Raw genomic sequence first — 14,698 nt, 5'->3', positions numbered from 1 at the left:
CCTTCTATGCTTTTCCATGCCTCATTATGAACCTTCAATGCGTATTGAACCATCCCCAAGCCCTACGGTTTCCTGCCAATCAGATCTATAGACAGGAATGGGATTCCGCGGGTGGGCGGATCCTAGAACAGCCCACTGGTCATTGTGTGTTGTATGGCAAGCATGGGCAACGGATTCTTTTGGCAGATCCAGAGGGAAATCCTCTCCATGAATGTTTGTGGGAGCAAAAGCCAACGGGGGCGCTCTCCCTTGTCTCTGCCCGTCTTCGATTGGATTGGGGTCAATGGGTCGGGATTAAACCGGGAGGGTTGGTCAATACCATTTCCTTAGATTTATCTCGGCGGCCAGGCTGGGAACAGATCACCCAAGACGACCTGCGTCAGATGGCAGCCCGGTCCTTGCATTCCGACTTGGCAATGGTCCGATTTTTCTATCGGGATGAGGACGTTGTCCTTCATGGTAACGGGCAAGCCACGATTCACCAGGTTAAAGACGCGTTTTATGTGTTACCCAATGGATCCTTTGAAGAAGCCAAGTTCATGTCATGTATGAGTCGGATGGAGTGGAGCCGGATTGACTATCTCCCAGTGGTAGAATTGTTTTTATCCCTTTTGCCGGGAACCGGTAGTGCGACCTTTGAATTCATTCGAGGTCTCTATGACGATCAAAATAGTAATGGCGGCCGTGCCCTGCAATACCGCGGTATTCCGGCATATCCCTCCGAGGCGGCGTTCCGACTCTTCAGCCTATTTTTTGCCCCTTCCGTTTCTTCGAGGCAATCCCCGCTGGAAGTGTTTTTGGATATTGAACGATCCCATGAAGTTCATTGGCTTCCCGCTTCCGATTTTCCCGTTCGCTATATGGATGAAGACCAGCATGTTTGCGTGACGGTCAGAAACCAGATGATTCAAAAAGTCACATGGTGGGATGATCCTTCCGGCCTATCGTTTAACCGAATACCCGAGTCAGGTCTGCCGGTGTCGGACAATCGGGGAGCGGGGGTCACGGCGGACGGCCTGGTGTTATTTGATGGCCCTAGCCAAAAGGAATTAACCGTTCGACCCTCCTGGCAGCTGTCCAAACCGAACCATTCGATTTCCTGGAAGCCTCTCGCCTGCACTTGGCGGGCCGGTTTTCCCATCACCCCCCCTATGCTGACTCCCCAGGAAGCCTTCTCTTCGGTTTTACTGTATCCTGATAAATCTGAAATGGTCGGGGAAAAGGAAAGTCAACCTTTCGTTTTTGATTTTTTGGATGATTATTTTGAGGAACATCAGGATCTCTTTCACTTACGATCTCACGCGAAACAGGTCTTGCTTTCACATTGCGAAGCGGGATTGGGTTCATGCCTTCAGTTCCAGGAAACTCAAATCCATACCATTTGGTACACCTGGCCACAATTTGCTCAAAAACATGCCCAATCTATATGGAATAGCCTTTCTAGAATGGATCGATTGGCGTGGTTTTCAAATTTTCAATTTTTCCCCTTTGAGCAGCTTATGTTGGACACAGTGCCGACCAGGTATGATTGGATTTATCTCTGGATTCCCTTTTTAGATTATTCCAATTCCGATATGATCGACTGTTGGGTAAAATTTTTACGGACCTATCTTGCGGAGGGGAGTGTCGGTTGTGTGGCCGGCCCCCCCGTTCTGAAAGAGAATCTCCAGAGGCTAGGCCTTCAGATTCTCCATTCTGCCGCAGGAAATTCTTTGCCTCCTTTCCGGATTCATCAAACAATACTTCCCCATGGATGGTTAAATCCTGAATTGACGGTCTGGATTATTCAAAATCCTGTTCGGTATTAGTTTCAAGGGGCCCAACCGTAAAAGCGCAAAGGTTGTTTGGTCCCGTTGAATGCACATGTCCCTAAACGATCTTGACAGCCGAACGTTGTGCGAATAGTATGGGGAAACCTTTAAAACTCATCCGGCGAGGTGGGTAAGGAGTCAAGCGATGACGGCCACTCAATTGGCCATTTTATGTGTGCCCTTCTCATGTCGTCCTGAGAAGGGTTTTTTTTGTCCTCATGGGGCGCGATGACATGAACACTGCTCCTCGGCCACACGAACGATTGTTAATGGATGGTCAGGAAATGGCCAGAACCTTAACCCGCATTAGTCATGAGATTCTTGAGAGGAATAAAGGTATTGAAGGGTTAGCGTTGGTGGGAATACGCACGGGCGGAGTGTTTCTCGCCAAAAGGATTGCTCTCAGAATCCAGCAGATTGAAAAACGGGACGTGCCTCTTGGAGAGCTGGATATCACCTTGTATCGGGATGATCTCTCCATCAGAAAAGATCAGCCGGAAATACGAAAAACGACCATTCCGTTTCACATATCCGATTTGAAAATCGTGCTGGTCGATGACGTACTATTTACCGGACGAACCATTCGTGCTGCCTTGGATGGGTTAATGGATTTAGGGCGGCCTGCCGAAATTCAACTGGCTGTTCTTGTCGATCGTGGACATCGACAGCTTCCTATTCGTGCCAATTATGTCGGGAAAAGCATCCCGACTGCCCGGGAAGAAAACGTCCAGGTTTTTTTTGAGGAATTAGGGCAGGACGATCGAGTCTCCATATTAACACCATAAAGTCATTATGGGTCTAGAACGCAAAGATTTATTGACCATTGCAGCCTTATCAGCTGACCAAATTCAATTGATTCTGACGACAGCCGAATCCCTGAAAGAAGTCGGAGGGAGAGACATCAAAAAAGTTCCGGCTCTGCGAGGGAAAACGGTGGTGAATTTATTTTTTGAGCCCAGTACTCGTACTCGAACGTCTTTTGAATTGGCTGCTAAACGATTGAGTGCCGATGTCATTAATTTTTCGCCTTCGACCAGCAGTATGGTGAAAGGAGAAACCTTAGTCGATACCGCCAGAAATATTGAAGCTATGCAGGCAGATATTATTGTGCTGCGTCATCCATCACCTGGTGCCGCAGAAAACCTTGCGCGTTCGGTCAGATCATCGGTGATCAATGCGGGAGATGGGTGGCATGAACATCCCACTCAGGCCCTCCTGGATGTCTTTACCATAAAAGAGAAAAAAGGACGCGTTTCGGGCCTCGTGGTGGTGATTGTTGGCGATATTGCACATAGCCGCGTGGCTCGCTCGAATATTCTTGCTTTGACCAAACTCGGGGCAGAGGTGAGAGTCGTGGCTCCGCCAACCATGATTCCCTTCGGTCTCGAACAATTCGGTGTGGAGGTATTCCACGATCTTGATGAGGCCTTGATTGGAACGGATGTGATCATCATGCTGCGATTGCAACGTGAGCGCTTAGGGCGGGCGTTGCTTCCCAGTCTTCGAGAATATGCCAAACTGTTTTGTTTAACGACGGAAAGATTCAAGCTCGCCAAACCGGATGCCATTGTGATGCATCCCGGTCCTCTGAACCGGGGCGTGGAAATTTCCCCATCGGTCGCTGATAGCAAGGTAGCGGTGATTCTGGATCAAGTGACCAATGGCGTCTCTGTGCGGATGGCCCTTATGTATTTATTATCAGGATCTAGTGATCGTTCAACCCTTAACGAATAATCGGACAACATGACCAAAAAGACAGGACATTCTTCCACCTCTTCTCATCTGCTCTGTATTCAAGGTGGAATCGTGATTGACCCCGGCCACGTAAATGGACGGGCCGATGTGCTTATTCAAGATGGAACCATCCTTGAAGTCGGTTTTCCACTGACGAACCCCCTTTGTCAGGATTCATCAGTTACAATTCTTGAAGCCAATGGCTGGATTGTGGCGCCTGGGCTTGTCGATCTGCATTGCCACTTACGGGAACCCGGGTTTGAATACAAAGAAACCATCGCAACCGGCGCGGCCTCGGCCGTGGCAGGAGGATTTACGACCATTTGTTGTATGCCGAATACTCAGCCCGTGAATGATAACGCTGCCATCACCAAGTTTATGTTGGCCCAAGGACAACAGGCCGGCAAAGCCAGGGTGTTCCCGATTGGGGCCATCACCAAAAAATCCGAAGGAGAAGAACTTGCGGATATTGGTGAGCTGGTGGACGCCGGGTGTGTGGCCATTTCGGATGATGGGCGCCCCGTGATGAATAGTTTGGTCATGCGACGGGCGCTGGAGTATGCCAAGGCTTTTGGAATTCCTGTGGTGGACCATTGCGAAGACCTGCATTTAACCGATGGCGGATGCATGAACGAGGGTATGGTATCGACTGAACTCGGGATGCCAGGGATTCCCGATGCCTCAGAGGAGGTGATGGTGGCTCGAAACCTGGCTCTGGCGGATCTTACCGGAGTTCATGTGCATCTGGCTCATTTGAGCACTGCCCGTTCGGTGGAACTGGTCCGTCATGCAAAAGGGCAAGGGTTGCCGGTGAGCGCGGAAGTCTGTCCTCATCACTTTTCCATAACTGAAGAAGCTGTCCGTTGTTATAATTCCAACGCCAAAATGAATCCACCGCTGCGGACGGATGAAGACGTTCAAGCCCTTAAGCAGGGCTTGGTGGATGGGACCATTGATGCCATTGCTACCGACCATGCTCCCCATGCTCTCCAAGAAAAACAATTGGAATTTGATACGGCTCCGTTTGGAATTGTAGGGTTTGAGACCGCTCTTCCCTTAACCCTCCGTCTGGTGCATGAGGGGGTCTTGTCCCTTGAACAGGCACTTGATAAATTGACCAGATCTCCTGCCCAGCTTTTTCATCTGCCTGTTGGAAGCCTCCAGCCAGGGTCACATGCCGATATCGTGGTGTTTGATCCTCATGAAGAGTGGGTGGTGGATCCCACTAAATTTTTTTCAAAAAGTCAGAATACCCCATTTGGGGGTTGGACAGTGAAGGGAAAAGTGAAGATGACCTTGGTTGATGGCAGGATGGTCTATGATGCCCGATAATTCAAAAGTATGAAGCGGATTAATTGGGGGGGTCGTGGGTTTTCTTTTCGAACTGTGTGCCTTAATCTTATGGGTGGGCGGGTTAGTCGTCATTATTGCGTTGGTGATTCCTGCCGTTTTTAATTCCTTCGGGATGGAACCAGCTGGGCGTTTTTTACGGAGAGTTTTTGATGGGTTTGGCTTAATGAATGTCTGGATTTTGATTTTATTGAGTGTGGTGGCCGTGAGTCGCTTCCGCGCTTTTGGCCATAACCCCTCCGAGATGTTTGCCGTTTCTTCCGTGGAATGGTGGCTTCTGGCCGGAATGGCCCTTATGACGTTCAGCATTCTGGTCGTTCTTGGTCCCCAAGCCATTAATTTACAGGAAGAGGCCTTTGAGGCGATCTCAAAAGAAGACAAAGATACCGCCTACGCAAAATTTTTTCGTCTTCATATGGTTGTACGAGCCTGCCACTTGGTGAATTTTGGGCTCGCGGCTACACTGCTTATTGTAAAGGTACGGAAAGCTCTCTTTCACCATTCCATAGCTTCTCGCTCATAATTATTCTTGATTGGTACAACGGAAATAAGAAGATGAAAAAGGAAAGACCATGAAGCCTGCAGTTCTGGCGTTAGCCGATGGAACCATCTTTCAGGGACATGCACTTGGTTTCAAAGGCGAAACCGTAGGAGAAGTGGTATTTAATACGGCCATGACGGGCTATCAGGAAATTTTGACCGACCCTTCCTATAAAGGGCAAATCGTACTGATGACCTCAACCCAAATAGGGAATTATGGGGTGACCCCGGAAGACGATGAGTCGCATCGGGTGTGGGCGGAAGGGTTTATTGTTCGTGAAGCGGCCAAGTACCGGAGTAATTGGCGGAGCCGGCAATCTTTCGAAGATTATTTAATTGAGCATCGTATTGTGGCCATTCAAGGGATAGACACGCGAGCACTGACCTGTCATGTCCGTGATCACGGCTCACAAATGGGAATCATTTCTCATGTAGATTTCGATGACATCGCCCTGCGAGAAAAGGCGAAGGCCGTGCCTTCCCTGGTTGGACGTGATTTGGTGAGGGAGGTCACCTGTCAGGACGCCTATGAATGGACTGAGAGATCCGTTGTTATGGACTCGGCTAGTAGTAACCCTTCCCTTTTCACTCAAAACACCCCTCAGGCCCCTTTGAAACTGGTAGTCATGGATTTTGGTGTGAAACAGAATATTTTACGAAGTCTTGTGGACCTGGGATGTCAGGTTCGGGTTGTGCCTGCTTCGACGACCGCGGAAGAGGTCCGTCGCCTTAATCCAGATGGGATTGTGTTATCCAATGGCCCAGGAGATCCCGAAGGGGTGCCCTATGCAGTTGAAACCGTCAAGCAGCTATTGGGGTGGAAACCACTGTTGGGAATTTGTTTAGGGCATCAGGTATTGGGATTGTCCCTGGGATTGCACACTCATAAACTAACCTTTGGGCATCATGGAGCCAATCATCCAGTCATGGATCTTCGCACCCGAAAGATTGAAATTACTTCGCAAAACCATAATTTTGCCGTTGCCCTTCCTCACAAGGAAGGTGCCTGTACGCCGTTGACGTCTCAACAGTTTGACTCCTGCGTTGGAAGAATGGAAATTACGCATCAGAGTGTGAATGATGGGTGTTGTGAAGGAATGGCAGGCATAGAGAGTCCAATTCTTTCCATTCAATATCACCCGGAAGCCTCCCCGGGCCCGCATGATTCTTCGTATGTGTTCCGACAATTTCTGGAAATGATGAAAGGCCGTGGATAATGTTGATGACTCGTTGTTTTCTGATTCTTTTTCTTTTTACGGTCAGCGGGTGCATCCATATTGATCTGTTTCCCGGAGGAGGAAAACTCCGGGAGGCCATCATTTCTGGTGAGGGAAAGGATAAAGTGCTGTTGATTGATATCTCGGGCATGCTGACGACAGGCAAAGCATCGGGTATCTTGGAGGAACCCAGTCTTCCGGCACGGATCAAAGAGGAATTGACCAAAGCCGAAGAGGATGAACATGTCAAAGCTATCATCCTTCGAATAAATACTCCAGGAGGATCAGTCACGGCCTCAGATCTGGTATATCATGAGCTGAAAGTCTACAAGAAAAAACGCGCTGTCCCCATCATTGCGGCAATTATGGATTTAGGCACTTCCGGCGGATATTACATTGCGATGGCCGCCGACCATATTTTTGCACATCCCTCAACCATTACCGGAAGTATCGGGGTCATCATGGTGACCATGAATGCAGAGGGGCTGTTGGAAAAAGTCGGGGTCCAACCGGCGGCGATTGTTTCGGGTCCTAAAAAATCTATGGGCTCTCCATTCCGGCCAATGGATGATGAAGAGCGGGCTATCTTCCAAGGGACCATTGATCATTTGTTTGAGCAATTCCTTTCGGTGGTGAAAGAGGGAAGACCCGGATTAAGCATGGAGCAGATTCGCACGGTAGCTGACGGACGGATTTTTACGGCTGATATTGCCAAATCCAAGGGTCTTGTGGATAGCATTGGATATTTGGATGAGGCGATAGATTTGGCCAAAAAGGAGGCAAATTTGGAACAGGCCAAGGTCGTCACCTACACGAGGGGAGGGGGAACTCATCAGAATATCTACTCACGGTTTGATCCTCCTCAGATTGGGCCTATCGGGTTTCCACAGGTCGATTCGCATTCTCTCTTCAACGTGTTAACCGGAGGGACACCACAAATGTTGTACATGTGGATGCCGTAAAATCGATATTGTTCTGATGTAAGAAATGTTGTTCCCATGACCAACGATCCACCGGATTCGGCAAAGGCATTCCAATGGCTCTTGGCCTGTGCGGTATGTGCCATCCTGTTGCTAAGTTCAGCATGTCAAAAGGCTCCGGGGACGGCTAGAGACCAATTGATTTATATTTCGGAAGAAAAGGAAATTGCCCTGGGACTTGCGGCATTTCGCGAGGTTTTAAAGTCGGCCCCATTAAGTAGGGATCCGGAAATAGCGTTAATGGTGAATCGTGTGGGACAACGCATTGCCAAGGCAGCCCAAAAACCGGAATATGTCTGGGAATTCGCTGTCATTCAAGATGATGATCAAGTGAATGCTTTTGCATTGCCTGGTGGAAAAGTGGCGGTGTTTACCGGCATTTTAAAATACACAAAAACAGAAGGCGGGCTGGCAACGGTCATGGCACATGAAGTTGCCCATGCGTTGCAACGGCATGGAGCCGAGCGATACAGTCGTGGAATTTTGGAACAAATTGGTCAACTCGGTGCTTTGGCTGGAGCCGCCGCCGGTGGCGTCGACCCTGGTTTGGCTATTGGAGCCATGAGTGCCTATGGAGTAGGGGTGGCCCTTCCCAATTCCCGTGACCAGGAAACCGAAGCCGATTTTATCGGGCTGCAATTGATGGCCAAGGCCGGCTACGATCCGAGGGAAGCGGTGCCGTTTTGGGAACGTATGAGTGGATGTCCGAGAAAAATGATCGGGAAATTTTGTTTTCGCAGTCAAAATGCGATTCCAGAATTTCTGTCCACCCATCCGTCGGATGTGACCCGAATTAATCAAATTGAAGCCTGGATTCCCCAAGCACTAAAATTTTATCATCCTGAGACATCACCTTCTCAATCACCTGAATCTCCCACTAAAAAACCGAGATCTGGATCGGTTTCAAAATCCTGAGAGCCCATCATGCCACGAAGAAACGACATTCATCGAATTTTATTAATCGGCTCTGGACCGATTGTTATTGGGCAAGGCTGTGAGTTCGACTATTCTGGAACGCAAGCCTGCAGGGCTCTGAAGGAGGAAGGCTTTGAAGTCATACTCGTTAACAGTAATCCCGCCACGATTATGACCGACCCGGATCTCGCGGACCGGACCTATGTGGAGCCGATCACGGTCGAAGTTGTGGAAGCCATTCTAGGGGGAGAGCGCCCTGATGCCCTGCTTCCCACCATGGGCGGACAAACTGCCCTGAATATCACAGTGGAACTAGTGAAACGGGGTATTCTGGAAAAGTACGGAGTGCAACTTATCGGAGCCTCCTATGAGTCGATTCAAAAAGCGGAAGATCGGGACTTGTTCAAACAGGCGATGACCCGTATTGGATTGAATGTGGCAGCCAGCGGATCATTTCGCTCAAGAGAAGAAGCCTTACGGCTTCTTGAAACAATTGGATTTCCGGCTATCGTCCGTCCATCATTCACTCTGGGAGGAGCAGGGGGTAATATCGCCTATAATCGTGAAGAGTTTGATACGTATATTGATTGGGCCCTTGTGACCAGTCCTGTTGGACAGGCCTTGCTCGAACAATCGCTTCTGGGATGGAAAGAATATGAATTAGAAGTGATGCGGGACTCCAAAGACAATGTGGTTATTGTCTGCCCCATCGAAAATTTCGATCCAATGGGTGTGCATACCGGAGACAGTATCACCGTGGCCCCTGCCATGACCTTGTCTGATAAAGAGTATCAGCATATGCGGGACGCGGCCATCCGCATCATTCGAGAAATCGGTGTGGATACCGGCGGCTCCAATATTCAATTTTCTTTGAATCCGGACAACGGAGCGTTGATGGTTATTGAAATGAATCCTCGCGTATCGAGAAGCTCCGCTTTAGCTTCAAAGGCAACCGGGTTTCCGATAGCCAAGATCGCTGCGAAGTTGGCCGTCGGGTATACCCTTGATGAGATTCCCAACGATATAACGCAAGTGACAAAAGCCTGTTTTGAACCGACCATCGACTATGTGGTCGTGAAAATTCCACGGTTTACATTTGAGAAATTTGATGGTGTTGATCGGGTGCTGACAACCCATATGAAATCCGTGGGAGAAGCCATGGCACTCGGATCCACCTTCAAAGAAGCTTTGCAGAAGGCTATTCGTTCCCTTGAAACAGACCGGTATGGGTTGATGTCGTTACATGGACTTAATGGAAAAAAAGACTCTGCGGGCTCGGCTCATCCGTTGTATGAGCGTCTTCAATCTCAGGTTCGAATCCCGACCGCTGATCGCCTTTGGTTCCTGGCTGATGCGTTCCGAATCGGAATGTCGGTAGAGGAGCTTTATCATCTGTCGCGAGTTGACCCCTGGTTTTTGCATGAGATTGAAGAACTCGTAGATTTTGAGGCGGAATGGGTTCGTAGAAACAAGGCGGAAGTTGGGAACGATCGTTCACACGACACCCGCAAAGGATGCCCTGATTCCCTGGTGACTCTCCTTGAACAAGCAAAAGGTCTTGGATTTTCAGATCAACGGCTCGGTCAACTCATCGGAAGAGAGGAAGATACGATTCGTCAATGGCGACAGGTCAGGGGATCTGGCTATGGCACGGTGTTTAAAAGAGTGGATACCTGTGGCGCAGAGTTTGAGGCGCATACACCCTATCTCTATTCAACGTCGGGTTTCTCCTGTGAATCCCGCCCTACTCAAAAAAGAAAAATCATGATTTTAGGCGGAGGGCCGAACCGCATTGGGCAGGGCATTGAATTTGATTATTGTTGTGTGCATGCCGCAATGGCCCTAAAAGAAGAAGGCATAGAAACGATTATGGTCAATTGTAATCCGGAAACCGTCAGTACGGATTATGATATTTCCGATCGTTTGTATTTTGAACCGTTGACCAAAGAAGAGGTCTTGCGGATTATTCTGACTGAACGACCGGACGGGGTCGTCGTGCAATTCGGTGGACAAACGCCTCTCAAGCTTGCCGTCCCGTTAGAGCAGGAAGGGGTCAAAATTTTGGGGACACAACCTGATGCCATTGACCGTGCGGAAGATCGAAAACGATTCAGTGATTTGTTAATTGAATTGAATCTCCTGCAGCCACAAAACGGTACCGCCCGGTCCTCACATGAAGCTCATATTATAGCCGTCAACATTGGTTATCCAGTGATGGTCCGCCCATCGTATGTGTTGGGGGGGCGTGCCATGCAAATTGTGTATGATGCCGACGCATTAGACGAATACCTTCAGAGACACGAGATGGATTTGGGAAGACATCCTTTGCTAATTGATGATTACCTTGAAGATGCCATAGAAGTTGATGTGGATGCCATCGCCGATGGAACAGACGTCGTGGTGGCTGCCATCATGGAACATGTCGAGATGGCAGGCATTCATTCAGGAGATTCAGCGTGTTCCTTACCTGCCCATTCCCTTAATGCCGATATTCTGAAGGCGATCAATCACCAAACCATACTTCTGGCCAAAGAATTACACGTGGTGGGCCTAATGAATATTCAATATGCCGTCAAGGGTGGGTCGGTATATATCTTGGAGGTTAATCCTCGCGCTTCCCGCACGGTCCCTTTTGTCAGTAAGGCCATCGGTGTACCTTTGGCCAAACATGCGATGAAAGTTATGGCAGGGCGAACCCTGAAAGACTTAGGCTTTACGCAGTGCCCACTTTTTTCCCACATTGCCATTAAAGAGGCCGTCTTTCCATTTACCAAACTTGGCGTCGCCGATGTATTGTTGGGGCCCGAGATGCGTTCGACGGGCGAAGTCATGGGGATTGATCGAAGTTTCGGTTGGGCGTTTGCCAAATCACAGGCCGCATCGGGAATGCCATTGCCTTTGGCAGGGACTGCCCTTCTCAGCGTGAAAGATGGAGATAAACCCGCGACGCTTGCTATCGCACAGCGACTTTCGCAGCTCGGCTTTTCACTGAATGCCACGAAGGGAACCGCCGCCTTTTTGCGGACCCATGGGATCACCGTGGTTACGGTGAATAAAATCAATGAGGCTCGGCCCCATATCGAAGATCTACTCAAAAATAAAGAGCTGTCATTAGTCGTAAATACGGTGGGAGGTGCCTCTTCACAGGATGATTCCGCGCCGATACGAAGGGCATCCGTCTTCGGCGGAATTCCTTATTTTACGACCATTCAGGCTGCGCAAGCCGCCATCTCAGGAATAGAGGCGATGAAGAAAACATCCATGGAGGTTCGCTGTCTGCAGGAATATCATTCTGCGATGCCAGGCAGGTAAGCCTAAATGGACGTGACGCGATGTTGGATGATTGACATCCGATTTCCATGCTTTAGAGAGGGGAGTGAGGGTTCATGAAAATTCCTATGACCAAAAAAGGGTATGAGGCACTGCAAGCAGAACTGGCCAGGCTGCGGCGGGAAGATCGCCCTAAAAACATTCAAGCTATCACCGAAGCTCGTGAACATGGTGATCTCAAGGAAAATGCCGAATATAAAGCCGCCAAGGAGCAACAACAATTCATTGACACACGGATGTCCGAACTTGAGCATAAACTTAGTATTGCTCAGGTGGTGGAAATTTCGCCCGGGCAGAGTGACACAGTCGTGTTTGGGGCCACAGTCACCATTTTAAGTTTAGAGTCACAAGAAGAAAAACGCTATACCTTGGTGGGACAAGAAGAAGCCGATATCAAAAATGGCTCGATTTCGGTTCAATCGCCTATTGGGCGTGCGCTGATCGGGCATCGAGTCGGGGATATTGTTGAAGTGCATCGACCCGCCGGAGTTATTGAATATCAAATCCAGTCCATTTGTTTTGAGGAGCTATAATCATGACTTCCGCCATTTCTTTGGTTACGTTGGTCACTGATTTTGGGGATGTCGATTATTTTGTTCCAAGTATGAAGGGCGTAATGCTCGGCATAAATTCTCAAATACGCATCGTCGATCTGACACATCGAATTCCGGCGCATGGGGTTGAACAAGCGGCATTTTTTTTGAAATCATGCTATCAATATTTTCCAGATGGAACGGTACATGTGGTGGTCGTAGACCCGGGGGTGGGGAGCTCTCGAAGACCAATTTTGGCCTCAACTTCCAGGCATTTTTTCCTGGCTCCGGATAATGGGGTCTTAACCTACGTACTTCAAGAGGAAAGCGCGGTTCAAGTTCGATCGATTGAAAATAAACAATATCGATTGGACTCCATGGGAGCGACGTTTGATGGACGGGATTTATTTGCGCCTTCAGCAGCCTGGTTGACGAAGGGGCAGGTTCCCGGTTCGTACGGGCGCCTCATTCATGATTATGTCAGACTTCCCCTTGATCCCCCACGTATGGAAGGGCATGCCCTACATGGGCGAATTGTCTATATTGACCATTTTGGCAATGCCATAACGAATGTGACCCTGACCGACATAGAGATGTTTCGATCAGTGACCAAGAAAGAATACTCCGGGCTCAAAATTGGAGAGGTGGTCATCAAGGGAATAAAAACACATTACGAAGAAGGTGCCTTGGGATACCCGGAAGGTCTCATAAATAGTAATGGGCATATCGAGATTTTTGTGAAGCAGGGACGGGCCGTGGACCGATGTCAATTGCGCATTGGTCAGACGGTTGAGCTGATCTAGTCCAAGGGCCGCTTCAATGCTTCCGGAGGTGATGGTATGGAGAAAGATGTGCCGGATGCACGGACCACTGATATGGCCAGTCTTAAAATAGACACCATTTGATCGAGTTCTTTGATACTTGCCGAAAGGGGAGGAATGAGAATCATAATGGTCCCGATGGGACGGATCAGCAGTCCTAATGTTCTCGCGGTCATGGCTATTTTCTGGCCAATACGTTCGGAGGCCGGGAACGGCATTTTTTGGGATTTTTGTTGAACTAATTCAATCCCAACCATAAAGCCACATTGCCGGATATCCCCAACCCAAGGGTCTTCGGTCAGGGAGGCTAGAGCTCTGCGAAATTTAGGGATCCGTCGTTGAAGCTTTGCGAGAGTTCGTTCACTTTTAAAGATGGCAAGGTTGGCCAGAGCCGCCGCGCATCCCAAGGGATTCCCCGCATAACTGTGTCCATGGAAAAATGTTTTGTTTTCGTGCCCTTCTCCCAAAAATGCCTCATAAATGGCGTTTGTCGTCAGTGTGGCGGCCAATGGGAGATAGCCTCCCGTTAAACCTTTGGCAATAGCCATGATATCCGGAGAAATGCCTTCATGCTCACAGGCAAACATCCGACCTGTTCGTCCAAACCCGGTGGCAACCTCATCGGCAATGAATAGGACATTGTACCGCGTGCATAACTCCCTGACACGTTTCAAGTATCCTGGAGGCGAAGGAATGATCCCGGCGACCGCTTGCACCATGGGCTCAAGAATGAGACCTGCAATTTCTTGATGCTGTGTGGAAAGAAGTTTTTCAAGCGGCTCAAGACAGGCGAGCCGACAGTGAGGGAAATGCAATTGAAGGGGACATCGATAGCAATAAGGGGGCTCCACGTCATGGCTTGCAAAAAGGAGTGGAGAAAAAGATCTGCGGAACAATTCGACTCCGCTGAGGCTCATTCCTCCCACCGTGTCCCCGTGATAGGACATGCCAAGATGGATAAACCGGGTTTTTTGTGGTTGGGGATTCGGACATTGTTGCCAATACTGAATAGCCATTTTGGCCGCCACTTCAACAGCGGTGGAGCCGTTGTCGGAATAGAAGACTTTTTGTAACCCTTTGGGCGCCAGGCGAATAAGAGCCTTCGCCAATTGAATGGCCGGTGGATTGGAAAGTCCCAGCAACGTCGTATGAGCTACCTGGGTAAGTTGATGACGAATGGCCTCATCAATGCGAGGATGTCGATGCCCATGAATATTGACCCAGATGGATGCTGTTGCATCGAGATAGGGGTTGCCATCCATATCATAGACATACGAACCTTTTCCGCGTCTGATGATGAGAGGAGGCTGCCGTTCCCATTCCTGCATTTGGGTAAAAGGGTGCCACACGTACTCGCGATCGTCTTTCTCTAAGGCTGTGCGGGTCGTCTTGAGAGTCATGGTTGTTTTAAGGGAATAACCTAGCGGAATCCATTGAATTTTGACAACCTTTTAGGGTCTCATTACA

Annotated in this window: 12 protein-coding genes; 11 read left to right on the top strand and 1 reads right to left on the bottom strand. The window is 49.2% G+C overall.

Features of this window, described 5'->3' with window-relative positions; translation table 11 throughout:
* Positions 1-26: 26 nt before the first annotated feature.
* The 11 genes from PP769_RS14660 to PP769_RS14610 all read left to right on the top strand — a co-directional run bounded on the left by PP769_RS14660 (position 27) and on the right by PP769_RS14610 (position 13,213).
* The gene (locus tag PP769_RS14660) at positions 27-1,808 is read left to right on the top strand and encodes a hypothetical protein (protein ID WP_312641417.1); all 1,782 of its coding nucleotides are present in this window, start codon (positions 27-29) and stop codon (positions 1,806-1,808) included.
* Between the two features lie 236 nt (positions 1,809-2,044).
* Positions 2,045-2,596 carry a bifunctional pyr operon transcriptional regulator/uracil phosphoribosyltransferase PyrR gene (pyrR, locus tag PP769_RS14655; protein WP_312641416.1) on the top strand — a complete coding sequence of 184 codons (552 nt, stop codon included), beginning with the start codon at positions 2,045-2,047 and terminating at the stop codon, positions 2,594-2,596.
* 7 nt (positions 2,597-2,603) lie between these two features.
* Positions 2,604-3,545, top strand: coding sequence for an aspartate carbamoyltransferase catalytic subunit (locus PP769_RS14650; RefSeq protein WP_312641415.1), 942 nt, complete (start codon positions 2,604-2,606; stop codon positions 3,543-3,545).
* A 9-nt stretch (positions 3,546-3,554) separates the two neighbouring features.
* Positions 3,555-4,877 carry a dihydroorotase gene (locus tag PP769_RS14645; protein ID WP_312641414.1) on the top strand — a complete coding sequence of 441 codons (1,323 nt, stop codon included), beginning with the start codon at positions 3,555-3,557 and terminating at the stop codon, positions 4,875-4,877.
* Positions 4,878-4,911: 34 nt separating this feature from the next.
* A complete protein-coding gene (locus PP769_RS14640) occupies positions 4,912-5,418 on the top strand; it encodes a DUF4149 domain-containing protein (RefSeq protein ID WP_312641413.1) in 507 nt (168 codons plus the stop codon).
* 49 nt (positions 5,419-5,467) lie between these two features.
* Entirely contained in the window at positions 5,468-6,652 is a 1,185-nt protein-coding gene (gene carA, locus PP769_RS14635) for a glutamine-hydrolyzing carbamoyl-phosphate synthase small subunit (RefSeq protein WP_312641412.1), read from the top strand.
* 5 nt (positions 6,653-6,657) lie between these two features.
* On the top strand, positions 6,658-7,614 hold the full coding sequence (sppA, locus tag PP769_RS14630) for a signal peptide peptidase SppA (RefSeq protein WP_312641411.1): 957 nt from the start codon (positions 6,658-6,660) through the stop codon (positions 7,612-7,614).
* Between the two features lie 36 nt (positions 7,615-7,650).
* The gene (locus PP769_RS14625) at positions 7,651-8,547 is read left to right on the top strand and encodes a M48 family metallopeptidase (protein WP_312641410.1); all 897 of its coding nucleotides are present in this window, start codon (positions 7,651-7,653) and stop codon (positions 8,545-8,547) included.
* A 9-nt stretch (positions 8,548-8,556) separates the two neighbouring features.
* Positions 8,557-11,859, top strand: coding sequence for a carbamoyl-phosphate synthase large subunit (carB, locus tag PP769_RS14620; protein ID WP_312641408.1), 3,303 nt, complete (start codon positions 8,557-8,559; stop codon positions 11,857-11,859).
* Positions 11,860-11,933: 74 nt separating this feature from the next.
* A complete protein-coding gene (greA, locus tag PP769_RS14615; protein WP_312641406.1) occupies positions 11,934-12,410 on the top strand; it encodes a transcription elongation factor GreA in 477 nt (158 codons plus the stop codon).
* A gap of 2 nt (positions 12,411-12,412) precedes the next feature.
* Positions 12,413-13,213: an SAM hydrolase/SAM-dependent halogenase family protein gene (locus PP769_RS14610; RefSeq protein WP_312641404.1), complete on the top strand. Its 801-nt coding sequence runs from the start codon at positions 12,413-12,415 to the stop codon at positions 13,211-13,213.
* On the opposite strand, the gene bioA is transcribed toward PP769_RS14610, so the two are convergent.
* Entirely contained in the window at positions 13,210-14,631 is a 1,422-nt protein-coding gene (gene bioA, locus PP769_RS14605) for an adenosylmethionine--8-amino-7-oxononanoate transaminase (protein ID WP_312641402.1), read from the bottom strand. The genes PP769_RS14610 and bioA overlap by 4 nt on opposite strands.
* Positions 14,632-14,698 lie beyond the last annotated feature (67 nt).

Source organism: Candidatus Nitrospira allomarina (genome assembly GCF_032050975.1).
Taxonomy (GTDB): Bacteria; Nitrospirota; Nitrospiria; order Nitrospirales; family UBA8639; genus Nitrospira_E; species Nitrospira_E allomarina.
Note: the sequence above shows the minus strand (reverse complement) of the source record. Positions and strands in the feature narration are given on the sequence as shown.